The sequence below is a fragment of the Ruegeria sp. CG11 genome (assembly GCF_056537245.1).
The window spans coordinates 35,145-62,126 of sequence record NZ_JBQFRE010000001.1; the positions used below are offsets into that span (position 1 = coordinate 35,145).

Consider the following 26,982-nt stretch of genomic DNA (forward strand, 5'->3'; position numbering starts at 1 on the left):
TAAGAGAACCCGCCAACGGATTATCGAATAGAGTTGCAGTTCAGTTGGCAACCGACTGTAATCTCCGGCGATCAGAGGCCGTTGCGTTTCTTTCAACAACAGTCCGGTTGTACGGGTCTTTCAACTCGTAGCGCCCAAACCCGATCTCCTCTTTCCAACCATTGGCATAGTTCACTTCGATATTGTTGCCCTGGCGTTCGATTTTTGTAGGTCGACTTCCAACAGTACCGCCTTGCCCTGAAGAGCGCACGTTGTCGATTGAGATACCATTCGCCAAAGACCGAAGCCTTGAGACGTCAGCGCCGGTCGCGGGGCGTTCCTCAACAGTTCGGTTCTGAGCATTCTTTCTCTCATACCGCCCGTTTTCGATCTCCTCCTTGGTTCCGTCGGCGTAACGTACTTCAATGCCGCTGGCGTTTGTCTCGACCTTTGTTATCCTAGCCGAACCCGACGGTTTGCCCCCCGCTTGAGACCGATCCTTCTTTCCGCTGCCTCTATTGGAGCGTTTCGAGTCGTCATCGTCATCGTCGTCATCATCGTCGCGACCACTTTTGCCTGATCCTGAATTGTCGTCACGATCATCGTCTCTGTCGTCGTCACGATCATCGTCTCGGTCGTCGTCGCGATCATCGTCTCTATCGTCATCACGATCATCGTCCCGGTCACCACCACGGCCGCTATTACCCGACCCCGAGTTGTCGTCGCGGTCATCATCTCTGTCGTCGTCACGATCATCCCCGTCTTTCCCCTTGCCGCTCTTGGCGAAGGCATATGACGGTTCAAAATGTAGGCGACCATCGGCATCAAACGCTGGCACATAAGGCGTCGCCGCAATCAACGAAGCCAACGCCGCTGTACTAAGAAGTTGACCCAGCTTTCTTTGAATTTTCATTTTCGCCTCCAATTCTGAGCATCACGCTTCGTGACGTTGGAGACAGGTTACTTCTGGTTCGGCTTTCCCACATCGGGCTTAGGTCTGACGAACTTCAAGCCGAAAGTCTTAGTCAGATCAGTCAAACCAATAGACTTTTTGCTGAGCCATGTGACCAGTTTAGTGGGATCTAACCCCGTCACCCTTCAGCTCGTCATCAGGTTCGAGGTGAATGACAAAGACGGAACCCGGATACAAACGATCCAATTCGTCCTCGATGTCATTGCATATATCATGCGCCGCGCTGACTGGCATTGTGCCGTCCACAACAAGATGGAACTCCACGAAGATGACATTTGCGGATCTGCGCCCTTTGAGGTCGTGGTACTCTAAGGCTGCGCCGAGATTTGCTTCGATTGCGTTGGAAACAGTCTGCAAGTCATGGTCCGAAAGTGTCACATCCATCAGGCCATCGACGGACGCCCGAATAACTTTCCAGCCCTCCCACAAGATGTTCAGTGCAACAAGAATTGCCAGGATCGGATCAAGGATCAGCCAGCCTGTGACAAGTGCAAGTATCAGGCCTGCGATGACACCAACTGAGGTCATGACATCTGTGAAAATGTGCCGGGAGCTTGCCTCCAATGCAGGCGAACCCTCGCGCCTGCCGATTTTGAGCAATAGGTAGGCCCATGCGCCATTCACGCCCGTTGCAATGATATTGATGGCGATTCCAAGCAGCGGCGCATCCTCAAGATGCGGGTTTGGGAGTGCCAGCACAGCTTCTCTGATGATCAAGAACGCCGCCAGCACAATCAGTACGCCCTCGGCGACGGCGGAAAGATACTCGGCTTTTTTGTGACCAAAGGGGTGGTTTTCGTCAGGGGGTATGTTGGCAATCCGAACCGCAAAATACGCCAGCAGTGCCGCAACAACATTCACGGTAGATTCCATCGCGTCCGACAATAGCGCCACCGAGCCTGTCAGCCACCAAGCCAACAGTTTTAGGGCCAGTACCGCAATGGATATCGGAATGGACCAAAGAGCGATTTTTTGTGTCATTCCGTCACGACCCTTAGTCAATCGTTACAAATGATCCTGGGAACAGGTGAGCGACCGTACTTAACACGTAAGACAGGAGTTGGGTAATAATGAATAGGGCCACAGGGTCGGTCATGCACGACCGGCTTTAGTGAATGGCTCCAGCACCATAGTGTCATACATCCGTTACTTGGATGGACCTGATGGTTACATATAGCTAGCATCTGTGATCAAACAGCACGAAGGGAGACACACATGTCGAAGTTCACCAACAGAAAAACTGCTCATGGGGTTGTTGCACTCGTAATCTGCTGTATCGCGGCGACTGCACACGCGCAATCGGCAGGCGAGGAGATGTCGTTTTTCATCACTAGTGTGGGCAAGGGGGACGGTGCAAATCTAGGCGGCCTCGAAGGCGCCGATGCTCATTGCAATGCGCTTGCTTCCGCGACCGGTTCTACCAAGACTTTTGCGGCCTATCTGAGCACCTCAATGTCCATTGATCGCAGCACCGACCCGATGACAATCACCAATGGCGTTTCTGCTCGCGACCGGATCGGATCGGGTCCGTGGTACAATGCCAACGGAGAGCTCATCGCCAACAACGTTGAGGACCTGCACAACAACAGCGTGAACATTAATCTACAGACCGCGCTCGACGAAAACGGAAACCCTGTCAACGGGCGTGGCAGTCAGCCAAACAAACATGACATTCTGACCGGCTCCGATTCCGCGGGATACTTCTCGACGGCGGGTGGCGATACGACATGCAGCAACTGGACTTCGAATAGTGAGGACGGATCCGCAATTGTCGGGCACCATGACCGTGTAGGTCTCAACGATGCCCGAAATATGGTGTCTTGGAACTCATCGCACGGCTCGCGCGGTTGCGGAGAGGAACATCTGCCACGTTCTGGCGGGGCGGGTCTGTTTTATTGCTTCGCAACTGACTAATCGGGCAGCATTGTTACGCGTGTCGCCCGCATTGAACCTGATATTACCAAGTCAGTTTGGGGGATCGTGTTTTGGAAGCAGTTTTGCGCGGAAACAGTCTAAATGCCGCTTCGTTGCGAGTTTAATATATTACAAAGTTTGGTTGAAGAGGTCCGCTTTGGGCTGCGAGCAACCGGGTCAGACATCAAAAAATGGCGCATGCCGGTGTTCGACTTCATAGGAAAAATCTTGTTGATCGCACGGCCGCGCCTGTCAGTTTACTAACCACGCCGCTGCCAACTCAAAAGACTTTTGCGCTACTTCGATGCTGATGCGAGCGCTGCTCCGATTCCAACAAATGCGCCGCCGGTGATCCTGTTGAACCATCGTCCGCTTCGGGCAAGCCAGGGTGCAATGCGTTGAGCAAACCCTGCGAGCAAAAGCTCGTAGGCAACCTCAACGAGTACAAACGTTCCGCCAAACACAGCGAGCTGTAGCAGGAAGGGGGATCCAGCAACCATGAACTGTGGAAGGAACGCGGCAAAGAACAAGAGTCCCTTGGGGTTGGAAACAGCCACTAGGAAGCCCTGCTGGAACAATTTGTATGATCCAAGCTTGTTCGCTGGCGACAAATTGGCCGCTGCACTGAAATCGGGGGGTGCGGCGCGCCATACCCTAATGCCGAGGTAGACGAGATATGCGGCACCAATCCATTTTGCGACGAGAAAAGCACGCTCCGATGCAGCTAGCAAAGTGCCAAAGCCTGCTAGGGAAATCGCAATTAGAAGGAAGAAGCCAAGCGCGCCACCGAGAACGGTGGAAACTGTTGGGCGGAAACCGTAGCAGGCCCCATGTGTAAGGGATAACAACCCATTCGGACCAGGAGTCAGGGACAATCCGACCGCAGCAGCCAAATAAACCAGCCAGAGTTCGAATGTCATTTCTCTCTCCAAAATCTCATACGAAATTGCCATGCGCTGATACGAGCTAAACAGGTTTTACGGGAGTGAGACAAGCCGAGTCGGAATGAGGATTCCTCAATTATCGGGGCGCTCATAGCGACCGCTTTGGGTTGCGAGCGCAGTGGGAGAATTGAATTTGATGTGTCCTTGAAGTGAATTAGACTGAGAACTAACTGTTCAGATAGCTCATTATGAGGACATCATGGCAGCTCCTTTAGTCCAAAACTGGGAACTGACCGCCGCCATACAGGACATAGCAGATTGGCTGGTTCAACAGGGCTTAGAGAATGCGCCGGTTGAAACCTGGCTCGAAGCATTCTGCAATCGTCTTGTTTCGGCGGGCATTCCACTTCAAAGAGCAAACATCACTGTGCGCGCTCATCATCCCGAGATTGGGACAGTCGCTTTCCGCTGGCACAGGGACGGAGGAAATGAGCGAGAAGAGTTTATTCGTAGAACAGATGCACCTGAAGAATACATTCTGAGCCCAATTTACTATCTTTTGGCAAACAACGTTGAAGAGATCAGACAAGACCTGACGGTCGAAGACCCAGATCTTAATTTTCCTTTATTTGACGAACTTCGCGAGCGTGGTGCCACAGACTACTTCGCTGTCAAACGGTTCTTCCTTCTTCCAGATAATGCTACACCCGTCGATCCAATGCAGGCCGAGGAAGGCGCCATTATCTCGTTGGCAACTGACGCGAGTGGGGGCTTCACAAGGCAACAACTTGACGGGTTGCGTCAACTAATATCTCCACTTTGCCTGACGCTGAAATGTGGAGCAAACAGGCTGATGGCTGAAGATATAACCGCCGCTTATCTGGGCCGAGACGCCAGCAGGCGCGTTCTTTCCGGGGACATCACCCGAGGTTCATCCGAAACGATTTCGGCGGTGATTTGGTACTTTGATCTACAAGGATTTACCAAATTGTCAGAGGCGCTTCCGGGACATTCAATCATTGAATTGCTAAACGATTACTTCGCGGAAGCTGTTGATGTAGTTGAACGCCATGGCGGTAATGTTCTGAAGTTCATGGGAGATGGAATGCTTGCCATCTTCGATATCAATCAAGTTCCGGACGCGCGCCGCGTCGCAATTCACGCGGCAGCGGAGTTGCGAGATACCTTTGACGAACTCAACCAACGACGGCAAGCAGACGGTTTGCCAACGACCGGCTTTACTCTTTCGTTGCACGCTGGCGATGTTCTTTATGGCAACATTGGCGGTAGGTCTCGCTTGGATTTCACAGTGGTCGGCCCCGCAGTCAATACAACGTCCCGTATTTTAGGCATGTGCAACGCGCTCGATCAGAACATTGTTGTTTCCGACAAGGTGGCCGGCGACTTGGTGAACTCCATTCCAAGCCTTGTTTCCTTGGGGCAATACAGATTGCGCGGTGTTGCTGAAAGACAGGAGCTGTTTACGATAGATTAAACGCGAGTTGAAAGGCGCCGCCGAAACAGAGTAGACGGGCAGTCGTCTTCTGATACGTAACGAAAGTCTTGTCTGAAGAACGTGGGATCATTGGGCAGAGCACTTGAGCTGGCTCCAACTTTCAAAAAAGTCCTTCATGCGCGCGATTTCCGGTCCCGAGATCTTCCGAACATAGGCGGCTTTGGGTTGCCCACTGCCGATCATGAAAACCGCGAAGAACGGCAACACAGCGAACGCCAGAAACGGTTCAAAAGACAGCGTCGAGTTCGCTGCTGTACGGATGATTAGTTTGGATCGTCGGTGCAGGTCTTTTGGTCAGGGTTTCCAGTCTATTCGAACAATACCAACCTAATTGTCTCCATCACCTTTCCGATGGTTCCCGATGACGCGTCGAACGGCGCGCGTGGGGTATTGCCAGCCACATCTTCCAGTTTTGGATCAACAAACAGCTGTTCATTCCCCGCCCAAGGTACGTTCGGCGTGAAAACCCAAACGGACCCATCGCTTCCAATGTTACCTGCGAGAGGCGTATTGGTTGAATCTACGACGCTGATCCGCCCCATCGAGGAGCCAATGTCCATCACTCGAAGGAACTGCACACGGAGCGGGTCTCGCGTTCCAATTCGCGGCGATTGAATGCCCCACTGTCTTGGATCAATAGCGTCGTGCTCTGCAACACCGATATGAAGCGGCAAGCGGATTTCGTGGTCTAAAGTTGGGCCTTTTGCGCTCTTGAAATGATCTGCCACGATCAAGACATAGCTATTCCCGGCTTGCAGCGGCGAACCGTCACTTTGGTTCGGGCCAACACCCTGTTTGATGCGGCCTGGATCAAACAGCAGTGTCAAACGGCGTTGCTCACTGTCCCAAAGCTCGGTGCTGAGATTGAGAAACGGACTGTCGACGATTGTGCCATCTGATCGTTCGATCCAGATGGCCTCGCGCGCGAAGCCTTTGGCCATCGGCTCGGAAAACATCAGGTACAGGCGCAGCGTGTTTTCTGGGATTATTGTGGCATTCGGCGCGTGCCACAGGAGTCGCGGCGGCTCGGCTTTCGTTCCTTGGACCAAAACTATAAATTTGGATACCTCGCCGCTCTTCAGATCAAGTCGAAGGTCATATTCAGTTCCAGGTAGGAGAGAAAAGCTCGGGCTGATCACGAGCGTATTGGCGATCTCGGTCGCTGACAGAGCCATACTACGCTCGCTTGATACGGCGCGGCTCTGAAGAAAAACTTTCTCTTGGTTGGCGATCAGATAAGCCCGATCTTCGGCGGCAAGGCCGCTGACCTTGACGGCTCCCGTCGATGGATCGAGCGCTGCACGAACCTCTGCCCACGCTGTGGTGGGCGAGAGGAGAAGTACGGCAAGCAGTACCTGCCGCACAAGTTTTCCGACGCCGAGCATCAGTTGTACTGCAAAGGCGGATCGACATGGAAGCCGAACGGGTCAGGGGCACCTTCCCAATTCATCTCTACAATGTGATCCGAGCGCTCGAAGAACATCGGCATAGCCAAGGTATGCATCTCCAACACACGCGGATTTTCCGGGTTCTCGCGGATCGTCACGGACCAAGTCTCATCGACCGTGTCGAGGTGGATCACACCGCTGATCGGGATCGGTGTATATTCCGCACCGCCAATGCCAAAGAGAGGCTGAACCCCTTCGCCGTGGGGCATGGCTTCTGCATTGGCCAGAGTGTCGAGGGTATAGGATGCCGCGCTCCGGTGGGTATTGGTGACCAGCACATTCTGGGTGCCTGTCCATGCATTGGTGTAGACGACCGTATCCACTGGTGAGTTGCCGTAGCCAAGTTCGGCAATCATCGTGCCGCGCACCTGCTTTCCGTCTTCTAAATCGCTGAGTGGAATGCGAACCACCGGCGTGCAGCCATAAAGCGCGATCATCGTGGCTACCCCGTTTAGTTCAGCGATGGTTTGCGTGATGATCGGTGCGCGGGTTTCCCACTGGGCGTGAACCGCGTGCCAAATCTCAATATTGGATGCTGCAACGTCACCGTCGAACGGATAGGCGATGCGGCGCAGGGTAGAATCGAACTCTTCGTTCGACACGCCTGCCACGAAAATCTCGCCTTGGTAGTAATCGATGTCGGTGATGGCAATAGAGTTGAGCGAACGACCAAACTCAATCGCTTCGTCCTCCGCGATGGCACCGATGTACTGGCTTGAATGCGTGGCAAGGCTCAAATCGACAGGCTCGATCTCGCCCTGGTTCACTTTTAGGATCAAGGCCTCGGCATCGGGGCCCAGACCACGATGGACCGAGAGAAAGATCTGCTTGGTCGGATTATGAACCACCAGGTCATTGATCTGAACTTGTTCGGCGGGCACGCCCAGCAGTGCCGCGATCTCAGCATTGATGTCTTCAAAGATAGTACGACCTTCGAAAGTCTGCGCACGACCAAGTTCGTAAGCGGATTGATCTATCAGTTGGCTATCGGCCAAGTCGAATGCATGGACAATACCAGCTTTGCCGTCACCGACGAACAGCGTATTAGCGTCATCGAAAGCCAGTGTACCAGCACTTTGCAGTGTAACGCCTTCAGCAAGCGCCGCGCTTGCGGTGGAGAGCATCAACGCGCCGATGCTCATGTGCTTGATCAAGGAAGTCATTGGGTTTCTCCCATTTGTTGCTGTGCTTCCCAGATTAAACCTTGCAAACTTTGCAACAAGAGGTGGATTGACAACATTACGTTCCATGAAATTGAACCTTTATTGCGGCGCAGAACGCAAACTGTCCGGCAACCCGTAGGGCCGCCGGACAGTCTTCAATCGTTAACTTGTCCTGAGTGGTGGACTTCTACGATGATCAGTCAGCCTTCGCCATAAACGCCTCGAAAGCCTCCTTATAGTCTGGATGCCATCGGCTTAGTGGGGGGCGATTTTCGATGACGTCTCCCACGCTCCAGGCAATGCGTTTCTCATCGATATCACGTGAGACATCATTGTCGGGGCAGAGGATGTAAAAATCCCCGCGGTTCACACTGTCGAAAAAGAAGTCGACCGTCTGCGCTGCGGTCCAAGCGGAGGCAGGTTTTTCAGGCAGGGAGATCATACCAGTATAAACAAAGCCAGGCACAAGGAGATGCGCTGTGATCTGATGGCCGGGGCTGTTTCTCAGCTCATGTGATAGCGCCTCGGTGAATGCTTTCAGAGCCGCCTTTGAGACGTTGTAAGCCGGGTTGCCCGGCGGTGTGGTGATACCTTGCTTGGACCCTGTATTGATTATTGCACCTGGTCTCTCTCGCGCGATCATGTTTGGCGCGAATACCTGAGTGCCATGGATCGGACCCCAAAGGTTCACACCCAGCATCTTATCCCAAGCCGTGGCGTCCCCAATGGTCGATGATTTGCCGCCGACACCAGCGTTGTTCATTAAGATGTCTGCCCCGCCGTAGCGGTCTGCTACCATCCGTTCCAACGCCTCCAACTGCGCGCGATCACTGACATCTGTCGCAGACGTCATCACATCGGCCGCACCGGCGGCAGACACCATGTTTGCCGCGGCAGCCAGTTTCTCGGTGTCTTGATCAACAATAACAATGCGCATGCCCATCTGAGCGAACTTGACTGCGGCGGCGAGGCCAATGCCGGAAGCACCCCCGGTGATCACGGCCACAGAGTCTGAGGTAAATGCGGGGTGTGTCATCGGCTAGGCTCCTCCTATGCTCGTGTTGGAACGACAGGCCCGGAAAAACCCCAGACCTGCCGTTGTTATTAGGCCGCGTTGGCAACGTTAGTTTTAAGCTTCATCATACCTTCCATACCGTAGGCGGTGAAGAGCACCTCGGTTGCCTTTTCCGCTTGCCTGTTCATCGGAATGACAGGGTCCGCCATGCCGCTCTTGTCCACTTCATTGCGAAACTGTCGCTGTCCAGGCGTGGCATGGATCACCTCAAGCACCGCGTCCGACACGATCTGCGGAACCTGTAGCGGGTTGTTGGATAGGGATTCCCCCATGCTTTGCAGCATGGCCTCGGGCGCTCCGGCAAATTCGCCATAGCTTGCATCCCGGTCGCGCGAGGACGGCTGAATGAGGTTGGTGAAGAAGTTCGTGGGGAAGCCGCCGGGCTCGATGACAGCGACGTCGACACCAAACTGGCTCAACTCCCAGCGGTAGTTTTCGCTGAGCGCCTCCACGGCCCATTTCGCCGCGTTGTAAGGGCCAAGGAAGGGCACTGTCACGCGGCCAAGAAGGCTAGTAACGTTCAAGATCAGCCCGGATTGCCGTGCCCGCATTTTGGGTAGGACGGCGCGGATCATCCTCTGCACTCCAAAGACATTGACGTCAAAGACACGCTGAAAATCGTCTCCAGAGAAGTTCTCTTGCAGCCCGTGTGCACCCGCACCGGCGTTGTTGACCAACACATCGATCTGCCCGAGCGTGGCTTCTGCCGCGGCCACGCCCGCTTCGACGGAAGCATCGTCTGTCACGTCGATATCGACAACCTCAACGCCGAGATTGCGCAAGGTCTGCGCGACCTCCTTGTTGCGTCCTCCGGGATCGCGCACAGTCCCGGCTACGCGATGCCCGGCCCTGACCAAATCCGCCACCATCAGATTTCCAAATCCGCTGCTGGCACCTGTAACGAGTATGTTCATGTCTTTTCTCCTGAATGTGGCCCTGCAATGGACCCTGTGATGGCTCGAAGTTAGAGATTGCCAACCAGGAGCAACAGAGGTATCAAAATGAACTAATGGTTGCAGATATTAGAACAATTGGTATGCCTGCCTTGATCAGCTTCCACACCGTTGCGCGACTCGGTGGGATCAGCGTTGCCGCCGATCATCTCAACATGGCGAAATCGGGTGTGTCCCGGCACATTTCGCGGCTGGAAGACCATTTTGGCGTGAAGCTAGTCGAACGGAGTGGAAGATCCGTTAAACTCACCCCGACAGGCGTCCGACTTAACCAGCGGGTCCAGTCCATTTTGGCTGACATTGATTTGCTTAGTGACATCGCCCGTGAAGAAAGCGGGGACGTCTCGGGTCAGGTGAACTTCGCCGCAACAGCAGAATTCGGCTCGGTGATTGCCTCAGTAATCCTTCCGGCCGTCCAAGAGCGCTTTCCAGATCTCACGTTGGTCATGCGCCCAGCTTATGATTTCGAGGATATGCAGGATCCCAATACGGATTTGGCATTCCGGATCGGAACTTTCGAAGATGACAGACTGGTCGCGAAGCAGCTTGGCAGCTTTCGTTGCTGGCTCGTAGCGTCACCCGAGCTTGCAGCCCGGACAGCGATCAACACACCAGACGACCTGAAGGACCAACCCTGTCTCACCTTCAGAGGTGATGTTGCCAACACTACCTGGACTTTCTTTTCCCCAGACGATGTCTCAACCATCAAGGTAGGCGGACCCTTTGCCACACGGAGTTTTTCTGTCTTACTTGATCTTGCAATGGCGGGGCGAGGATATGCGTTTCTGCCGGAATTCATGCTTGATGAGGTCTTGCAAGAAGGAAGGCTTGTCCGCTGCTTGCCCAAGCACGTCTCGCGGCCATATTCGGTTTATCTGACGTTCCGTCCGGGCTCGCGGCGCATCGCACGAGTGGACGCAGTCGCCTCCCTTGCCGAGGAACTTGTCCCGAAACTCCTTTCTGGCGGTTCGACTTAGGATCTTCACCACAAAGGTGCACATTCGCCGGGCGGTCTTCATTTCAAGAGCCTCTAACGAAGGTGAACACCGGGTTTCAAGATCAGGCAATATGGCTTGTAAGCTGCCATTGGATTGAGCGGTTTGAAGCGGCGCTTAGTTGCGTTTCTCGGGACTTGCAAAGTCTAGTTTCGAAGGTCCGGTTTGGGCTGCGACCAGCCAATTGTGCTTACTGCGGAGAACGGCAACACTGAGCCCTTATCAACCGATGCTGCGGGGTGCACGAATTAGTAAGAAGCGGCAATAGCCGCCATTCTGAAAGTCATCTATCGGTAGGTGGCGTTACCAGAAAACAGCTTGCGTCTTCTTTCGAAAACAATTCGCGCAAGCTTTCGGTGAAGTATTTCACGACGCGTCGTGGATTGTCTGGCAGGTATCCAAGGACAATTTTCAGCGGGTCAGCGGCTGGGTCCAACGGTACTTCCAAAACTTTTTGCCCCGAATAGGTCACCTGCGTTCTCGGGCGCATGTGTAATAGCGAACACCCAACCCCCGCGCTAACCAAACTGCGCACCATTTCGAGCGTTGTGGCCGTGCAGGCGACATGCGGCATGATTCCTGCGGCTTCAAATAGCCGGCTGTAGTAGTCGCTGATCACCGGCAGATCGAGGAGTACCATAGGCTCGCTGTTCAATTCGGAAAGAGAGATAGTGGCTCTGCCTGCAAAGGCGTGCTGTTCAGGCACGAGAAGGTAAGCCGGAACATCAATCAGGGTTTCATATGTCACGCCTGGCGCCATGCTTTCAGCCACACATAAGATGACGTCGTAATCGCCCAACAGCAAACCAGCCTGGGCGGATTGGGTGTCACATTCGATAAACTTGATATCGACACGAGGATTATCAGCCAGCAGGTCGCGTGCGATAGCTGGCAGAAAAGCCGGGGCAACGGGCGCGTAGTAGCCAACTCGCAATGTACCGATCAATTGCGTTCGCATCTCGGCGCCCTGGCTCATCAGAGCCTCATATTCATCAAGTAAATGTTGTATGCGGGCCATGATGATTTTGCCCGTGGATGTTGGTGCAATCCCTTTGGAGCGATGCCGGATGGTGAGTTGCAATCCGAACGCATCTTCCACCTGGTTGACAGCAGCTAGAATGGCGGATGGCACCACGTTCATCTTTTTCGAGGCCTGAGTCAGACTGCCGCTTTCGGCGGCTGCCATGAAGTATCGTAAGGCTTTCAGGCTGGTATTCATGTTCGCTCACAATTCATAATTTATGACTTTTGTATTTCAAATATTCTGTTTTTCAAAAGATGGAATTTGACAGATGTTTGTGCGTGAAATCTGAATTATTGGAGGGAGGCCATGCAAAGCCACGCGCGTGTCGTTATTGTTGGTGGGGGCATTGGTGGTTTATCGGCGCTGTACCACCTTTGTCAGGAAGGTTGGACCGATGCTGTTTTGTTGGAGCGCAATGAGCTGACCAGCGGCACCACTTGGCATTCAGCAGCGCAATGCCCCAGCGTGGCCTTCAACCAACTGCTGTTATTACTGCGGGACTATACGATTAAACTCTACAAGGAACTGGCCGATGATCCGGCCTATCCGATCAACTATCACCATGCCACCGGTGGTATGCGCCTGCTGACCAATCCCACCCATGTAGACGAGGTGCACCATATCATATCGGTGGCCAAGGGGCTGGGAATCGAATTTGATCTGCTGGATGCAGCTGAGGCTAAGCGGCGCAATCCATTGCTGAACATCGACGGTGTTCTGGCGGCAATGTGGGATGAACAGGACGGTGACATCGATCCTGCACAGCTATGTCAGGCATTGGCTGCACGATCTCGTAAAATGGGGGCGCAAATTCACCGAAACACGCCTGTGGTCGCGCTGAAACAACTACCCAATGATGAATGGTTAGTGACAACCGAAAAAGGCACGATCACCGCCGAACACATCGTGATTGCTGCAGGGTACAGAGCAAACGAGGTCGGCGCGCTGATGGGGATCGAATACCCTGTCATCGCAATGGAGCACATGTATTTTGTGACCGAGGACATTCCGGGGCTTGTGGAGCGAGAGACTCGTGTGCCCATGGTGCGCTGCCCACGTGACACGTTCTATATGCGCCAGGAAAAGAAAGGGCTGCTGGTAGGAATATACGAATATGACTGCAAGACCTTCGGCATGGATGGGATCGACCCGGATTTTGTCAATGCGCTCTGCCCAGATGATCTGGATCGCTTGCTGTCGAAGATGGAACCGATCTTTGACCGTCTGCCATGCCTGCAGGAGGTTGGTATCAAATCGGTGGTCAATGGCCCGATTGCCTATGCTTCGGATGCAGGGCCATTGGTGGGCAAACAACCGGGTCTGCGCAATTGCTGGTCGATGAACGGACTGCGCGTTGGTATCGGCGAAGGCGGCGGATATGGCAAGATGATCGCGCAGATGATGGTGCATGGTGAAACTGAATGGGATTGCTGGCAGCTTGATCCGCGCCGCATCACCAGATTTGCCAATACCGAATATACCGCGCTGAAATCCATCGAGGATTACCAGCACGAGTTTCGCTGGCACCTGCCACATGAACACCGCCCTGCCGGTCGTCCGGCCAAGGCATCACCACTTTATCCGGTGCTGAAGGCCAAAGGCGCAGAGTTTGGTGTCGTCAATGGATGGGAGCGGACAGAGTTCTACAAGCCGGACACAGAGTTCGAAACCACTCACGGATATACGCTCCAGAACTGGCATGATGTTGTAGGGGACGAAATAGACACGCTCCGCGCGCGCGTCGGGCTGGCCGAGTTGTCGGGTTTCAACCACTACCGCATCAGCGGAACCGATGCGCTAGATTGGCTCAGCAGCCTGACCTGTTCCAAAGTGACGACCAAAACCGGCAGGGCAAGCCTGTGTTATTTCCTAACACCGAAAGGCAATATCTCGGGCGAGGCGACAATTGTGCCGCTGCCGGACGGGAGCATCTTCTATGGTTCCGCCGCGACTGCTGAGTACCATGACATGGACTGGCTGACCGAGCACCTTCCTAAAGATTCGGATATTCGCATCGAAAGCCGCACCAACACCCATACGATGATGGTGATTGCCGGCCCCAGAACTCGTGGCCTGCTGGCCTCTGTGTCGCCGCGCACCCAATGGGAGCAGTCCGACTTCCCTTGGCTGACGGCGCAGCGCGTCTTTATCGGACATGTCGAGGCATTGGCCGTCGCCATTAGCTATTCCGGAGAACAGGCGTTTGAACTGCACATTCCCAACACCCAGCTTTATGCCGCCTATGACATCCTGACCAGGGCAGGCGAAGCGTTTGGTCTTACGCATTTTGGTATGTTTGCGATTGACTCGATGCGTCTGGAAAAAGGTTATGGCCACTGGAAAGGTGATTTCATCACCGAGTTCAATCCAATGGAGGCCGGGCTGCATCGGTTCGTGGATATGACCAAGGATTTCCCAGGAAAGCCCGGTCTTCTGGCCCAGATAAACGCGGGAAACCGCAAGGAGCGGGTCATACTGGAAATCCACAGCGACAAGGGACCGGCACAACCGGGTGAAGGTGTGTTTGTGGATGGTGCGCCAATCGGATCAATTACGTCGGCCGCCTGGGGATATCGCACCGAAAAGAACCTCGCCATGGCCTATATCGATCCGAACCATGTCGAAACCGGCACGGAAGTGGAGGTTCTGTTGTTCGGCAAAGCCACCCGAGCCACGGTTTGTCCTCCTCGCCTGTTCGACCCTGAAAACACACTGCCCAGAGGTATCTGATGACCAAGCCCCCCGCACGCCGCACACGAGCCGGAGGTCGTGCTGCCCGTTTGGCATCGCGCCAGAATCCGGGCGATGAAGTGCCAAACCCGGCGCCAACGGGCCTGCCGGGCGGTCAGTACCGCCCCCTGACGGACAGCCAGTGCCCCGCGATCATCGACGCCGCGTTCACCCTTCTGGCGACCGTGGGCATCGGCGATGTGCCCGAACAGATCAAAAAACTGGCGGTTGAACGCAGGTGTCAGATCGATGCGGATGGCCGGTTGCTCTACACAAGGGATTTCGTCGAGGACATCATCGCCTCAACACCCAAATCCCTGACCTTGTTCGGTCAGGACCCGCGCCACGATTTCGAAGTGAAAAAAAAGGACGTCCGGTTTGGCACCGGTGGTGCCGCCGTGCAAACGCTTGACCTGGAAAGCGGTAGCTATCGCCCCTCTACATTGCGCGATCTCTATGATTTCGCCCGATTGGCGGATCAGTTGGATAATATCTGCTGGTTTACGCGCTGTTGCGTGGCCACCGATGTACCCGACATATTCGATCTGGATGTCAATACCGCCTATGCCATCGCCAACGGCACGACCAAGCCCATTGGCAACAGCTTCAGCTTTGGTAGCCATGTGGATGCCTGTATCGATATGTTCGATATGATTCTGGGCGAACCCGGGGCGTTCGTTAAACGGCCCTTCTGCAAGGCGCATATCTCTCCGATTATCTCGCCAATGCGCTATGGCGAAGATGCGGTCGATGTGGCCGAAGCCGCATTGCGCCACAACATGCCCATCAACACAATCATTGCCGCCCAGTCCGGCGCAACAGCCCCCGCACCATTGGCAGGAATGCTGGCGCAATCCCTTGCAGAGACCCTTGCCGCACTGGTTTTGATTGATCTGTTGAAACCCGGGCACCCTGTCATCTTCTCAAACTGGCCTTTTGTGGTTGATCTGCGCACCGGCGCGTTTGCCGGTGGAAGTGCGGAAATGGCGATCTTGAATGCCTGTTCTGCTCAACTGACAAATTCACTTGGTCTGATTTCCGGGGTGGCAGCATCCATGACGGATTCCAAACTGCCCGACGCGCAAGCTGGATATGAAAAGGGGCTGACAACTCTGGCTGCAGGATTGGCTGGGGGAAATCTCATCTATGAATCCGCCGGTATGTTTGGCAGTCTTCTGGGTGTTTCATTTGAAGGTATTGTGATCGACAACGATATACTCGGCTCGGTCCAGCGCATCGTACGCGGCGTAGAGGTTAATGGTGACACTCTGAACCTGGAGGCCATCGAACATTCCATTCGCACAGAGGGGCATTTTCTGGGTGGTGAACAAACCCTCGCGGCGATGCAGCGCGACTATTTCTATCCATCCCTCAGCGATCGGGAGAGTCCCGATGCATGGGCCGAAGCTGGTAAGACTGATATGCAAGCGCGCGCCCGTGAGCAGGCTCTGTCGCTCCTGAGTCAGCACTTCCCGTCGCATATCGATCGCACAACAGATGATCTAATAAGGTCACGCTTTAAGATCCATTTATCTCCCCGGCATATGCGGTAACTCAACCAGGTCGACCGCATCTATTAAAAACTTGCAGAGTGGCAGTTTGCTGAGAATTCGGGTGCAATGTGCACATAGGAGACTTTGGTTCGAACGCAGCGAACTGGCGCTTTGTCCGCAAAGCTGGAATTGCAAAGCTCGGTATTGAAGGTCCGGATTCGAGCTGCGACCGGTCGCTGACGCGAGCTGCGGAGAATGCCAGTAGTGAGCCCGGAGCAGACTCATTTTCCTGTTTGTGTTAAAGTAAAGTACGGGGGATGCCCTATGTTCGATGTCGATAATTTCATTGCTGACTGCTGCGAAGCCGTTGAGAAAGACCCGACGCACAAATCCGCCGCGGAGGTGGTGCGGCGCGCAATGTCCGAACCTTCGAAAATACTAGCAGCGCTAGGAGAGCCGACGGAACCAGGGATCACGCCGCTCTATCAATCCCCGAAGCTGACAATTATAAATCTCGCCTGGAAGCCGTCTACAACCATTCCGCCACACAACCACGAAATGTGGGCTGTTATTGGAATCTATGGAGGGCGGGAAGACAACATCTTTTGGCGACGGATCAAAGACCATCCAGAGGGCCTAATCGAAGCGGCGGGTGCAAAGGCTCTGTCGACTGGCGACGTTTGCCCTATGAGCGCGGATGTCATCCATTCTGTCACCAATCCAATACCCAAGCTAACGGCTGCTTTGCACGTTTACGGCGGCGACTTCTTCGAGGCGGAAAGAAGTGAATGGGAGCCCGAGCGGTTAACAGAACACCAACTCGACATGGACGCCGTGCGGGCTCGATTTTCGAGTTAGAAACCTGGTCCGGTTAACGTGCGCTTCCTCCCGCTTATCGGGATTTGCAGAGTTTAGTTGGGAATACCCGCTTCGGGCTGTCATCAGTCACTGATGTGAAAAACAGCCAATGGCGAAACTGAGCCCATTGTTACCAGCTTTCTGTGATGCGGCGAAGGTCTGCTTCAGCTGATGCAATCGCGTTACAGAGCGATGTTTTAGAATTATGTTTGCCGTGGTGGTATCGCCGGTCGAGTGTTCCCACCTACGCCTGCACCCTAACGCGTGCCTGTTTCAATCCAGTGGGCACAAGCATCACCCAGTTGCTCGCGGGCCATCTGCTCGTACCTTTGACTTAAGTCTTGGGGTAAATCACTTTTCCAACGACCATTGGCCCCCTTGTGGATGAAAGTCTTTGCCCCACCTTCCCAGAACGCGCCCCCAAGTGGAACCGATTGTTCTGCATTGGATTTCATGTAGTCGAACGAACAGTGTTTCAACACATCCACCATCATTTCGTCACCTATGCCGACGCCGATAAATTCAGCGATCTCACGAATTTGACCTTCCATGTCGGCTTTTAGGTTCGCGAAATGCACCAACTTGACATTCGGCAGGTCACGCACCGCCCACCATGATCTTACGTTTTCCCAAAATGACCAAAATGGTGCGCCGTCGTTCTCTAACCAATTCTTAAAATATGTTGGAGGTTCTCCGATGGGCGGCGCCAGAGGCGGACCGACGAGTCCGGGCGTATTGTTCAGAGCATCGTACCAGGCTTCGTTACCATTGACGTGATGATTGTAGAGTGACCAGACGATATCCCGGCCGTCGCGACCAATGTAAATATATTTGGCCTTTTCCGAGAACACGAGCGCATCGACTGGCAGGTGGGTTTTCAAGAATCTGCGGTGAGTTTGTGCTTCAATCATCGGGAGTTTCACTTCCGGCGGCGGCACCCGCAGATCAACCCACGGGCTCATCTCGGCGACAGGCAGGCCCTCTTTGCCACGAAAAATCAGCTGGCTGATGATCTGCTGCATCCAAGTGGTGCCGGATTTTGCGTAAGTCGCAATGACGATATCGTCGTCGCGAAAGCTGAATTTGTCCCAGATTGTGCTGTCGATGTGATGGTTTTGAATGTCTCTGGTTTTCTCTGGTATGGCGCTCATCGTTCCAGCTCTCCGTTCCCGTTGTATTCAAACTTAAGCTATCGACTGGTCTGATCTGCAAAAATAGCGAATAGTAGGGTATGACACTGCAAAATTGCAGAATGATCGCCGGGGTACGTCCGTGTTCAACTGGAATGACATTCGCGTTTTTCTTGCTGTCGCTGAAGAGGGCTCGACCCTGGCGGCAGCCAGCGTCATCGGCATGAACCAGACCACAGTTGCGCGCCGGATCGAAGCTCTTGAACACGCTCTTAAATTTCAATTATTTGAACGGGACAACCGCGGGTACAAGCTCACAGCACAAGGTTTGGCACTGCTGGACGACATGAAAGGCATGCGCCGCGCGGCGTCGAAAATATCTGTCTCGGCTGAGCAACTCGCAAGAGACGAACATGGTGTTATTCGTTTCTCAGGTAACGCAGAAGCCATGCAGCGTTTCGGTGCCGGGCTTGTATCCGCCTTTCGAGAGAAAAACCCAGGTATCAGTTTCGAACTTCAGATCGACATAGCCTGGAATAAGGATCAACCGCCACTTGAGACGGGAAAATCCGACGTAGCCCTCCGACCTCTCGACGAGATATCAGGGGACACACTTATTGCCAAAAAAATTGCCCAGTTCCCGCTCGGTGTATACTGCAATCTCGCGTATCAGAAGATTCACGGTGCACCCGGAAATTTGGCGGAGGCCAGCGGGCACAAGTTTCTGATTTACTCCGAAGACATCGCAAGTGTTATGAAGTCCGTGCGTTGGTTGAATGATCAGATTGATCCGTCGCAAGTTCTTTATCAGGTGAATGCTGTGTCTAGTATGGTGGCAGCGCTTCAAGTTGGCGATGCATTGGGTTTGTTACCGTGTGTAACAGGCGATGCGACCCCCGACTTGGTCCAGTGCTTCAAACATGAAGAGCTTCACCACAAGCTTTGGCTGATAGCTTCCCGCGAAAGTTACAGCCGCCCTGCGGTGAAAAAGTTCATGGCATTCGCCGGGGAGCACTTCAAGGCGTTGACATGAAACAACCACTCAGGCGTTGCCAACAATAAGTGTTCGGATGAGCGTTTCGTGGTTGAAATATGAGCACAAGTTGCTGACGCTAGTCGCAATAGCCTCTTCAACATTCCTGCACGCAAAGCTGCCATTCGCTTCAGATGATTGCCCAGTCGCCTTGGTGCGCCTAGCTGCTGAAGCTCCCATGGGTGCTGACGTCAGACAGCTGGCAGCCGTACTGGCTTGAAGTAGTGCAGACACATAATCAATGAAGTATTCAAATCTGGTGTCCTATTGAAAGCTCGACTCATCTTCCAGCCGCACTCAGAAATTTTCGAAAATTTGGCAGCTTGTGCGCAAATATTTCCTCCACTCAGGAGCTTTGTGATAAAATGAACTAATGGAGCCTGATCAGATCATTTCAATCTTCGCCGTCGGCATCGGAGTATTTGGTTTAGCAGCATGTTGGCTGACATGGCGAAGCCTGCCCGAAGAGCCGAAAGCGGCTACAGACGAAGAAATTGAAAAAGTTTTCTTAGATAAGACCAAGACTCGAGCAATTTTTGTTGATGACATCGAATATCAGAAAAGGATTCGAAAGGAATTCTCCGAAAAAGACGACGAGTGACTTTTTCATCTTCCTTTTGACAGTGGATCCTTAAGTCAACCAAGCCTTGGCGAGCACGCTCGTTTTCGTTGTTCCAAATACTATTCCTGAGACTGCGGAACCAACAAAGGCTACTCGCATCAAGTGTTCTCAGGGTTTTTTCTGACGCTCCAAGCACGAACAACCTGAGCATCAGGATCGGTCGATTCTTCACTTAGGGAGGTCACGGGAGCTGATACTCAAACCGCACACTCGTAAAAAGTTGATGGAAATAACTTATTATTTTCAACTTATTATTGGTCATTTCTTTTGGCGCTTCAGTTTCCGTCTTGACGTGGGCGCAGGAATTGGACCAGCCTTAACGTATGTCAAACGCACGCGTCATCTGCCACCGAATATCGACCTGAGGTCGATAGCCCACGCGAAACCCCGTGGGAGGCAGCATTGGTATGCGGGCGGGGCTTATACCCCTGTGATAGCTCCAGATTAGAGTGCACGAGTCGGTTCGATTCCGACGCCTCCTACCATCCTCTGGAGGTATTCCATGTCACAAGAATCCAATACGACTGAAGATTTCGAACATCCGATGAAGGCGTGTACCAACGACGATCTCGTCTCAGAAGTCAAAACGCGCATCGAGACTGGTGCTTTGAAGGAGACACTCCTGTTCGACGGCAACACAGGTCGTATTTACTCAGACCTCGGAAAAGAAGACAGACGCTGTCTTCGCCCAAATGACATTTTACGCTTGGTCTTCCCCTTTCAGAATTTCAACCCAGACAGTGTCATGCATCAGCAGGTTGCGGAATGCCTATTCGACTTGCCGGACGAAGACTTCCGCGCGCTCAAATCGACTGTGGCGGCGGAAACGGAAGAAAGTATGCAACGCCTCATTGCACGATTAGAGGATATCGGCGCTGAGATGCGATCCGATGAACCCGAAAATGGGGATCTGTCGGATGATTAACCCCTTCGACTACGATAACTCCCGCAGCTCCGTAGAAAAGCGCCTCGGAAGAGTCCATCTGGATTGGGTTCGGATTGTCATTGAGTGTTTTGAAGCGGCTACCAGCCAGATCGCCTGGGGCGCATCTGGCCGCGCACGGCGTCACCGTCGAGAAACATGGGGTCTGACATGTCCGTGATTGATTGGGATGACATCCATAACGGCGTCGTCAGCGAACTCGGAAAGGAGTGCCAGGGCTGGGTCCGGATCGTCGAAGAGGCGCTTGAGCGCGTCAAGAAGCGCGCGATTGAGCAAAAAAGGCCTGCCCCCGAGGTTCATCAGATCAAGCAAAAGTTTGGCGAGCTGCGTATCTACTATAGCCGCGCGAACACAGACGGCTACCAGGATTCGGACATTGTGGCCGCGATCACTGAGGCCAATCGCAGTTGCGAGTGGTGTGGAAACAGCTGCCGGACGCAGGTCTTCGACGCCTGGATCGTCAACATGTGCTGCTGGTGCATGCACCGCATGGTGGAAAACACCGACAAGTCGACGCCGAGGTTCAACATCCAACACCTGCTGGATGACCCGCTCCGGTGTCAAAGTTGCGGCTATTTGGGTCAGATTGCCTGGACGGCAACCGGTCATCGGTGCCCGTGCTGCGTCTCCAAAGGACTGTAGAAATGGTGCTCAAGAGACGGAAATGGGAAGACGCTGAAGTCAGACGGCTCTCTGGGTTCGACTGGGAGTTCCAGCACGTTGTGCGCCGCGCTGTCGAAGTTGTTGGAGACAAGCGTGAATGGGACGAACTCAAGGCGCGCATTATCGACCAGCAGCCACCTGAAAACGCGTTCAAGGTCATCAAAAGCAGGGGCGCTGAAGCATCAATGTATACCGTTTCGGACGACACAGACTGGCGACAAACCGAGATCGACAAACTGAAAGAAGACGACCCGATCCCGACATCTTACGCGGCCGACGCAATCAACCAGATGCCCAGCATGGATTTGTGGCACCAGGTCGCTGAATTACTTGTCAAAAACTACCAGACGAAGCTCGCAGAAGATGGTGGGTCTGATGAAGATCCCAATAAGCTCGACGCGCGTTACCTCATCGGCCAAAGCGACTTTGATTACCTGCCGCGCAATCTCAAAAACGAAATGCCAAAACACATCCAGGAGTTGGTTGAATGGAGCGGCCAGTTCGCGCGTCTCAAAGTTCCGGATCACCTTGAGAAGCTTCGCTTTCTGACGACAAGTTTCCCGCACTGCAAGCGGGCGGTCGACGGTATTGTTCACGACATCGAATTGAATTGGGGCATGGGATCCGATGTCATCCGGTTCCGACCGACGCTTTTGGTTGGTTCTCCTGGTATCGGCAAAACCAAGTTTTCGAGGGAGCTTTGCAAGGCACTTGGCCTATACGCCCAGTCTGCCAATGTGGGTGGCATCTCGGAAAATCATCTGTTCGGCTTGTCCGCGGGGTGGCACAGCGCACATCCGGGCATTGTAACGCAGGCCGTCGCTTCGGCGCGCGTTCTTAACCCTGCCATTATCCTGGACGAGATCGACAAGACCCATTCGGGTAGAAACGGGGATATCCAGGGTGAACTCCTGGGTCTGTTGGAACCCGAGGAATCCGGAAGTTACCGGGAAAAATACCTGGCCACCGAAGTCGATGCATCACATGTAAACTGGATCTTTACAGCAAACGTGCTGGGCAAGATCCAGGCGCCGCTGCGGAGCCGTTGCAGGGTCTATGAGATCCCGCAACCGACGCAGGAGCAGGTGCCGGCCATCATCAACAGTCTCGTCGATGGATACGCGGCAGACCACGGTCTCAGGCGGGAGTTCTTCTCGCTTGATATCGGCGAGGTCGAAGCGCTGGCTGACACGTACAAGGTGCACAATTCCATCCGGCTCCTGGGGCGCCTAGTGCACGGATACCTCCATGAGAAATCGATAGAACTGCCGTCTGCATGAGGAGGAACGGTCGAGTTTAGCCAGATTGCCTTTGCGGCAATTGGCCGCTAAGATTTTGAAAAAATTACTCTTTTTAAGGTTTCGTGCGTGCATTCGGTTAGAGGTAATGATACCCTGAGGTTGTGAGAGATGCGCGCGAGTCAACACTAAGGAAATTTTCTTGCACATAGAAGCAATAAAGATCGAAAATTTTCGCCTCCTCAAAGATTGCCAGATCGATGTAAGAAAAGAAACGACACTTCTTGTAGGTAAGAACAATACAGGCAAAACCTCATTCGCAGTTCTTTTGGAGAAGTTTTTAGTCAAGCCCGATAGCTTTTCGTATTCGGATTTTCCGCTTGCTCTTCGCAATGAACTAAAGGGCATCAATCAAGATTTCGATCCGGTACAACATGCTATTCGTATGGTGTTTCGCATCTACTACAACGAAGCCGACGACTTATCCGTTCTCTCGGAATTTATGCTGGATCTCGACCCAGAACGTCGGCACGCCAACATCTTATTCGAATGCACTGTAGACAAAGACAAGCTCCTTCGAGCCCTCCCTGAGAAAAAAAATGAACGCGACCGGTTCATTGAGAACAATCTGGGTGAAAGGTTTCTTACTACCAGGGTCTATGCATTTGATGACCACGAATATGAAGGTGACGAACCTTATTACCTCACCATGCGGGATCAACTTGAGGAGAAAGATCGTCGGTTTGTAAGCACACTCTGTAATCTTCAGGTTATCCATGCTCGCAGAAACGTTGCCAGTTCTGAAGATACCGGTCGGGGGGCTAAACCATTATCAGCAATATCGACGAAGTTCTTTAAGAAACTTGAAGGCTTCTCCCGATCAGCCGACGGGAAAGTTGAAGCCGTAACCGAAGCAGAGAGCGAGAGCATGGTAAAACTCCGTACGATGCTAGCTGACATTGATAACCAATTGGAGAGCCAGTATGATGAGGTGTTTGGCGAGTTCCTAAAGAATTCGCGCGACTTCTTGGAGCTGGGTGATCTGAAAGTTGTCTCCAATCTTCAATCGCAAGCTCTAATCGAAAGCTCATCTCAAGTCATCTACGGCAACAGGGACGAGTCTCTTCCCGAGCAGTTCAGCGGGCTGGGGTATCTCAATGTGCTATACTTGCTGCTACAAATTGAGCTTTGCCGCGATGATTTTAAGCGGACTGGTGCGCCCTTGAACATTCTTCTCATGGAAGAGCCCGAAGCCCACACACATCCTCAAATGCAGTATGTTTTTGCCGACAAGATCAATGCGTTAGTTGTTGATATTTCGAACCTTCAAACGCTTATGACTACGCATTCGTCACACATCGTTTCAAAATCTAATTTTGAGGACATACGGTATCTTTCTGCTAGTGCCGCTACCAAAACTGTCGTCATCAAGAATTTTCATGATGACCTTCTGGCTATCTACCAGGAACTTGGCGACGATGGCGCAAAGCTTTTCCAGTTCCTTAAGCAGTACCTAACGATTAACTCGGCAGAGCTGTTTTTTGCCAACAAAGCAATTTTCATTGAGGGGACTACAGAACGCATTCTCTTGCCGTGGTTCATCGAAAAACGTGACAAGGATTCTGGTCATGACAAGGCTGGCGGCGGGTTATCATCGCAAAACATCACGGTGCTTGAAGTTGGCGCGAATGCCCGAGCTTTTGCCCCATTCTTGGAACTCATTGATGTTCCGACCCTTATCATTACCGATATCGATACCACAGTAGCTGTGAAAGATGAGAAGACGGGAAAGACACGATTTAGGGCGTGCAAGGTTTCTGAGTCTACGCATACATCGAACGACACGCTGAAGCACTTTTTGTCAGCACCGGACGACATCCACTCAGATGCCTACAAGGAATGGCATAACAACCTTTTGAAGGGTGCCCTTACACAGGAGGATTCCAAAGTGAGAATCGCACATCAAACCGAGGAAAATGGATACCATGCAAGAAGTTTCGAAGATGCATTTATCGCCCTTAACGCAAAATCCGTCTCCGACCGCAAGAATTTGCTTGTGGGCCTGAAGAAAAAGGAACTGTTGGATGATTTAGAAAAACCCGACTATTTCACGCTCACCCAAAACGTTCTTGACAAGAAATCTGACTTTGCCGGGTCGATACTGTTCTCGGCTTTAGTTGAAGGGCAAGACTGGCGAGTGCCTAATTACATAATGGAGGGCTTGGCATGGGTTCAAAAACAGTAAACCCTGTTCAAGCTGTCCTAGAACTCATCCAACAGCGCCATAATTTCCTTCTTCAAGGGGGAGCTGGAAGTGGGAAGACGGAAAGCCTAAAGAGGGTTGTTCAAACTCTTGCAACTGAAGATCCTTCAGTAAGGATCGCTTGTATCACCCACACAAACAAGGCCGCAGATGAGATACAAGAACGCGTGGGGTCAGGCGCCACGGTTTCTACTATCCACTCGTTCCTAGCGTCTCTGATTAAACCGTACGGCCGAAACATCCAGCAGGTATTCCCGAGCCTGTTCAATCTCGAAAAGTTTGAAGCGTTTGCGCCTGATGTCTACGGTGGTGATGAAAAGGTTTGCAAAAAGGGTGAGCATGATCGATTCAAAAAAGCGCATAAATCTCTGACAGATCGCCGAAAGATTGTTCTTGATAAGGGAACTTCAAAAGTCACGGGAAAGAGGGATTACGACAAGAATCCCGGGCAATACAACAACGAGCTGAATGTTCTGATAGATGAGGTCAATGCAGAAATCCTAAGGCAAGTGAGCGCGCGAAAAGCCTCAGAATTTTTTTATAACGAAACCATATTCGACAACTTTCATGATCCTTCGTTTGGGCATGATGGGTTGCTATCTATATCCTCATTCATGTTGGAGCAGTTCCCATTGCTTGGGAAGTTGCTTTCCGACAAATACGACTGCATCTTTATCGACGAGTATCAGGATACGAACTCCGAGGTAATCCGCTCGTTCCTGCAATCATTGCCCCCCAAAAAGACTGTGGTCGGTCTGTTCGGGGATTCCGAGCAAGCGATCTACGAAGACGGCATAGGTAGTGCTCAGGAATATGTTGCTTCAGGGCAACTCATACTTGTTGAAAACGAGACAATTTTCGATGCTCCCCTCAAGTGATCGATGTTGCAAACCGGTTCCGAACCGATGGTCTAACTCAGGAAATTGCACTTAAGAGCCTCGAGAATGGCACTCTGGAGAGCGCGGAGAGCCGCGAAGGAACCGTAGTGTTTTGTTACTCGATTGCGCCAGGAATTGAGGCTACCGGTGATGAGACTAAAGATAAATACAATCACTCAGTAGCTTGTGAAGCGCGACGAGATGAACTTGTTGCTGTCGTCTCTGAGAGGCATCCGAACTATGTACAGTTGAAGTTGACCAACAAATCTATCGCCAGAGATGTAGGTTTTGGGCAATTGTATGACATTTTCAATAGCAGATACCGCGATCCACGAGACCGGATAAAAAGCACCCTTGATAGGCTCCAGTTTGGGGAAGTGATAGAGTTGATTGGGCTTTTTAAATCCTTGCCCGGTGATCGGCGTGCATACAACCAATTAATCTCGAAACTTCGAAGACGCCATTTCTCAATCCGCTCTGTGCAAGATAAGGCAAAACTGGAAGGGTTGCTCTCCGAACTTGTCGCCGAAGAACGAGGTGCCTACGACACGGTTGATTTCGCCGTTGATGCTGGGATAATTCGACGTTCCGATAGCCATACGGCTTTCCTTGAGAGGCGGAAAACAAACTTAGAGGAACTGGCGGTTGATGCTATTTTTCAGGAATTCTGCGGTTTGTATAATCAAGGTGCAAACACCCTTGCCAGAATGAAAAAGGCGTTGCCCGAACATGCGTGCCTAGAGTTGAGCGAAGAACTGCTTGATGAACGATTTGGAGCGTTGGAGCGAAACTTTAAGCACAAACAGTTTCTTGAAAAACTGTTTTCAAAGGACATGCTGTTCTCAGAAATTGAAGCATACTATCGCTACGAAGAAGATGACGCCACATTCGCCACTATGCATAAGACGAAAGGCACAGGCATAGAAAACGTAATGGTGGTTTTGGATGAGTACAATTGGCGAGATTACGATTTTCTCAGTTGTTTCTCGGGGGCTCTTCCGCTGACCAAGACAGAGATATCAACACGGAAGCTCCTCTACGTCGCCTGCTCCCGAGCGAAAAAAAACCTGGTCTGCGTTCGTTTAGTAGGAGATCAGACGGAGGCAGATAGGATTGCTGCCTTTTTTCCCTCTGCGGAACATATCGACTTGGATACCAAAGCCGTCGCTACCTAGAGGGCAAATCCTTGGGTGCAGGAGGGAATGAT

At 52.6% G+C, this 26,982-nt stretch carries 23 protein-coding genes and 1 tRNA gene; 15 read left to right on the forward strand and 9 right to left on the reverse strand.

What is annotated here, in order from left to right; all coding sequences use genetic code 11:
• Positions 1-40: 40 nt before the first annotated feature.
• A complete protein-coding gene (locus ACR0KW_RS00190; protein ID WP_480803210.1) occupies positions 41-892 on the reverse strand; it encodes a hypothetical protein in 852 nt (283 codons plus the stop codon).
• 159 nt (positions 893-1,051) lie between these two features.
• On the reverse strand, positions 1,052-1,933 hold the full coding sequence (locus tag ACR0KW_RS00195) for a cation diffusion facilitator family transporter (protein WP_480803211.1): 882 nt from the start codon (positions 1,931-1,933) through the stop codon (positions 1,052-1,054).
• A 234-nt stretch (positions 1,934-2,167) separates the two neighbouring features.
• Between ACR0KW_RS00195 and ACR0KW_RS00200 the strand changes: the two genes are divergently transcribed.
• Entirely contained in the window at positions 2,168-2,866 is a 699-nt protein-coding gene (locus tag ACR0KW_RS00200) for a hypothetical protein (protein WP_480803212.1), read from the forward strand.
• A 296-nt stretch (positions 2,867-3,162) separates the two neighbouring features.
• On the opposite strand, the gene ACR0KW_RS00205 is transcribed toward ACR0KW_RS00200, so the two are convergent.
• Positions 3,163-3,786, reverse strand: a complete 624-nt coding sequence (locus ACR0KW_RS00205; protein ID WP_480803213.1) for a LysE family translocator — start codon at positions 3,784-3,786, stop codon at positions 3,163-3,165.
• Positions 3,787-4,009: 223 nt separating this feature from the next.
• On the opposite strand from ACR0KW_RS00205, the gene ACR0KW_RS00210 reads away from it, so the two are divergent.
• Positions 4,010-5,245 (forward strand): adenylate/guanylate cyclase domain-containing protein, encoded by a 1,236-nt coding sequence (locus ACR0KW_RS00210; RefSeq protein WP_480803214.1) that lies wholly within the window; start codon positions 4,010-4,012, stop codon positions 5,243-5,245.
• A gap of 329 nt (positions 5,246-5,574) precedes the next feature.
• Here ACR0KW_RS00210 and ACR0KW_RS00215 read toward each other — a convergent pair whose 3' ends face one another.
• The 4 genes from ACR0KW_RS00215 to ACR0KW_RS00230 form a co-directional block, all read right to left on the reverse strand.
• The gene (locus tag ACR0KW_RS00215) at positions 5,575-6,651 is read right to left on the reverse strand and encodes a hypothetical protein (protein WP_480803215.1); all 1,077 of its coding nucleotides are present in this window, start codon (positions 6,649-6,651) and stop codon (positions 5,575-5,577) included.
• On the reverse strand, positions 6,651-7,877 hold the full coding sequence (locus ACR0KW_RS00220) for a hypothetical protein (RefSeq protein WP_480803216.1): 1,227 nt from the start codon (positions 7,875-7,877) through the stop codon (positions 6,651-6,653). The genes ACR0KW_RS00215 and ACR0KW_RS00220 overlap by 1 nt, the downstream gene beginning before the upstream one ends.
• A gap of 196 nt (positions 7,878-8,073) precedes the next feature.
• Entirely contained in the window at positions 8,074-8,883 is an 810-nt protein-coding gene (locus ACR0KW_RS00225) for an SDR family NAD(P)-dependent oxidoreductase (protein ID WP_480803217.1), read from the reverse strand.
• Positions 8,884-8,981: 98 nt separating this feature from the next.
• Positions 8,982-9,866 (reverse strand): SDR family oxidoreductase, encoded by an 885-nt coding sequence (locus tag ACR0KW_RS00230; RefSeq protein ID WP_480803218.1) that lies wholly within the window; start codon positions 9,864-9,866, stop codon positions 8,982-8,984.
• A gap of 95 nt (positions 9,867-9,961) precedes the next feature.
• Here ACR0KW_RS00230 and ACR0KW_RS00235 point away from each other — a divergent pair, with 95 nt between their 5' ends.
• Positions 9,962-10,882, forward strand: coding sequence for a LysR family transcriptional regulator (locus ACR0KW_RS00235; protein WP_480803219.1), 921 nt, complete (start codon positions 9,962-9,964; stop codon positions 10,880-10,882).
• A gap of 301 nt (positions 10,883-11,183) precedes the next feature.
• Here ACR0KW_RS00235 and ACR0KW_RS00240 read toward each other — a convergent pair whose 3' ends face one another.
• A complete protein-coding gene (locus tag ACR0KW_RS00240) occupies positions 11,184-12,119 on the reverse strand; it encodes a LysR family transcriptional regulator (protein ID WP_480803220.1) in 936 nt (311 codons plus the stop codon).
• Between the two features lie 111 nt (positions 12,120-12,230).
• On the opposite strand from ACR0KW_RS00240, the gene ACR0KW_RS00245 reads away from it, so the two are divergent.
• The 3 genes from ACR0KW_RS00245 (at position 12,231) to ACR0KW_RS00255 (ending at position 17,005) form a co-directional block, all read left to right on the forward strand.
• Complete coding sequence (locus ACR0KW_RS00245) at positions 12,231-14,654, forward strand: FAD-dependent oxidoreductase (protein WP_480803221.1); 2,424 nt, start codon at positions 12,231-12,233, stop codon at positions 14,652-14,654.
• Positions 14,654-16,207, forward strand: coding sequence for a trimethylamine methyltransferase family protein (locus tag ACR0KW_RS00250; RefSeq protein WP_480803222.1), 1,554 nt, complete (start codon positions 14,654-14,656; stop codon positions 16,205-16,207). The genes ACR0KW_RS00245 and ACR0KW_RS00250 overlap by 1 nt, the downstream gene beginning before the upstream one ends.
• Positions 16,208-16,471: 264 nt before the next feature.
• Entirely contained in the window at positions 16,472-17,005 is a 534-nt protein-coding gene (locus ACR0KW_RS00255; protein ID WP_480803223.1) for a cysteine dioxygenase family protein, read from the forward strand.
• A 257-nt stretch (positions 17,006-17,262) separates the two neighbouring features.
• On the opposite strand, the gene ACR0KW_RS00260 is transcribed toward ACR0KW_RS00255, so the two are convergent.
• Entirely contained in the window at positions 17,263-18,156 is an 894-nt protein-coding gene (locus ACR0KW_RS00260) for a sulfotransferase domain-containing protein (protein ID WP_480803224.1), read from the reverse strand.
• 121 nt (positions 18,157-18,277) lie between these two features.
• Here ACR0KW_RS00260 and ACR0KW_RS00265 point away from each other — a divergent pair, with 121 nt between their 5' ends.
• The 9 genes from ACR0KW_RS00265 to ACR0KW_RS00305 all read left to right on the forward strand — a co-directional run bounded on the left by ACR0KW_RS00265 (position 18,278) and on the right by ACR0KW_RS00305 (position 26,950).
• Positions 18,278-19,168 carry a LysR family transcriptional regulator gene (locus ACR0KW_RS00265; RefSeq protein ID WP_480803225.1) on the forward strand — a complete coding sequence of 297 codons (891 nt, stop codon included), beginning with the start codon at positions 18,278-18,280 and terminating at the stop codon, positions 19,166-19,168.
• A gap of 373 nt (positions 19,169-19,541) precedes the next feature.
• Entirely contained in the window at positions 19,542-19,769 is a 228-nt protein-coding gene (locus ACR0KW_RS00270; protein ID WP_480803226.1) for a hypothetical protein, read from the forward strand.
• A gap of 412 nt (positions 19,770-20,181) precedes the next feature.
• Positions 20,182-20,275, forward strand: a tRNA-Ile gene (locus ACR0KW_RS00275).
• Between the two features lie 17 nt (positions 20,276-20,292).
• On the forward strand, positions 20,293-20,715 hold the full coding sequence (locus ACR0KW_RS00280) for a hypothetical protein (RefSeq protein WP_480803227.1): 423 nt from the start codon (positions 20,293-20,295) through the stop codon (positions 20,713-20,715).
• Positions 20,716-20,883: 168 nt separating this feature from the next.
• The gene (locus tag ACR0KW_RS00285; RefSeq protein ID WP_480803228.1) at positions 20,884-21,375 is read left to right on the forward strand and encodes a hypothetical protein; all 492 of its coding nucleotides are present in this window, start codon (positions 20,884-20,886) and stop codon (positions 21,373-21,375) included.
• 2 nt (positions 21,376-21,377) lie between these two features.
• Complete coding sequence (locus tag ACR0KW_RS00290; RefSeq protein WP_480803229.1) at positions 21,378-22,676, forward strand: AAA family ATPase; 1,299 nt, start codon at positions 21,378-21,380, stop codon at positions 22,674-22,676.
• A gap of 160 nt (positions 22,677-22,836) precedes the next feature.
• Complete coding sequence (locus ACR0KW_RS00295) at positions 22,837-24,879, forward strand: ATP-dependent nuclease (protein WP_480803230.1); 2,043 nt, start codon at positions 22,837-22,839, stop codon at positions 24,877-24,879.
• A complete protein-coding gene (locus ACR0KW_RS00300) occupies positions 24,861-25,775 on the forward strand; it encodes a UvrD-helicase domain-containing protein (RefSeq protein ID WP_480803231.1) in 915 nt (304 codons plus the stop codon). Before ACR0KW_RS00295 ends, ACR0KW_RS00300 begins: the two co-directional genes overlap by 19 nt.
• Positions 25,772-26,950, forward strand: a complete 1,179-nt coding sequence (locus ACR0KW_RS00305) for a hypothetical protein (RefSeq protein ID WP_480803232.1) — start codon at positions 25,772-25,774, stop codon at positions 26,948-26,950. The genes ACR0KW_RS00300 and ACR0KW_RS00305 overlap by 4 nt, the downstream gene beginning before the upstream one ends.
• Positions 26,951-26,982 lie beyond the last annotated feature (32 nt).

What these genes read in the sequence shown, in the direction of transcription:
- ACR0KW_RS00190 (WP_480803210.1), bottom strand. Translation starts at nt 892, where the DNA reads ATGAAAATTCAAAGAAAGCTGGGTCAACTTCTTAGTACAGCGGCGTTG.
- ACR0KW_RS00195 (WP_480803211.1), bottom strand. Translation starts at nt 1,933, where the DNA reads ATGACACAAAAAATCGCTCTTTGGTCCATTCCGATATCCATTGCGGTA.
- ACR0KW_RS00200 (WP_480803212.1), top strand. Translation starts at nt 2,168, where the DNA reads ATGTCGAAGTTCACCAACAGAAAAACTGCTCATGGGGTTGTTGCACTC.
- ACR0KW_RS00205 (WP_480803213.1), bottom strand. Translation starts at nt 3,786, where the DNA reads ATGACATTCGAACTCTGGCTGGTTTATTTGGCTGCTGCGGTCGGATTG.
- ACR0KW_RS00210 (WP_480803214.1), top strand. Translation starts at nt 4,010, where the DNA reads ATGGCAGCTCCTTTAGTCCAAAACTGGGAACTGACCGCCGCCATACAG.
- ACR0KW_RS00215 (WP_480803215.1), bottom strand. Translation starts at nt 6,651, where the DNA reads ATGCTCGGCGTCGGAAAACTTGTGCGGCAGGTACTGCTTGCCGTACTT.
- ACR0KW_RS00220 (WP_480803216.1), bottom strand. Translation starts at nt 7,877, where the DNA reads ATGACTTCCTTGATCAAGCACATGAGCATCGGCGCGTTGATGCTCTCC.
- ACR0KW_RS00230 (WP_480803218.1), bottom strand. Translation starts at nt 9,866, where the DNA reads ATGAACATACTCGTTACAGGTGCCAGCAGCGGATTTGGAAATCTGATG.
- ACR0KW_RS00235 (WP_480803219.1), top strand. Translation starts at nt 9,962, where the DNA reads ATGGTTGCAGATATTAGAACAATTGGTATGCCTGCCTTGATCAGCTTC.
- ACR0KW_RS00240 (WP_480803220.1), bottom strand. Translation starts at nt 12,119, where the DNA reads ATGAATACCAGCCTGAAAGCCTTACGATACTTCATGGCAGCCGCCGAA.
- ACR0KW_RS00245 (WP_480803221.1), top strand. Translation starts at nt 12,231, where the DNA reads ATGCAAAGCCACGCGCGTGTCGTTATTGTTGGTGGGGGCATTGGTGGT.
- ACR0KW_RS00250 (WP_480803222.1), top strand. Translation starts at nt 14,654, where the DNA reads ATGACCAAGCCCCCCGCACGCCGCACACGAGCCGGAGGTCGTGCTGCC.
- ACR0KW_RS00255 (WP_480803223.1), top strand. Translation starts at nt 16,472, where the DNA reads ATGTTCGATGTCGATAATTTCATTGCTGACTGCTGCGAAGCCGTTGAG.
- ACR0KW_RS00260 (WP_480803224.1), bottom strand. Translation starts at nt 18,156, where the DNA reads ATGAGCGCCATACCAGAGAAAACCAGAGACATTCAAAACCATCACATC.
- ACR0KW_RS00270 (WP_480803226.1), top strand. Translation starts at nt 19,542, where the DNA reads ATGGAGCCTGATCAGATCATTTCAATCTTCGCCGTCGGCATCGGAGTA.
- ACR0KW_RS00280 (WP_480803227.1), top strand. Translation starts at nt 20,293, where the DNA reads ATGTCACAAGAATCCAATACGACTGAAGATTTCGAACATCCGATGAAG.
- ACR0KW_RS00285 (WP_480803228.1), top strand. Translation starts at nt 20,884, where the DNA reads ATGTCCGTGATTGATTGGGATGACATCCATAACGGCGTCGTCAGCGAA.
- ACR0KW_RS00290 (WP_480803229.1), top strand. Translation starts at nt 21,378, where the DNA reads ATGGTGCTCAAGAGACGGAAATGGGAAGACGCTGAAGTCAGACGGCTC.
- ACR0KW_RS00300 (WP_480803231.1), top strand. Translation starts at nt 24,861, where the DNA reads ATGGGTTCAAAAACAGTAAACCCTGTTCAAGCTGTCCTAGAACTCATC.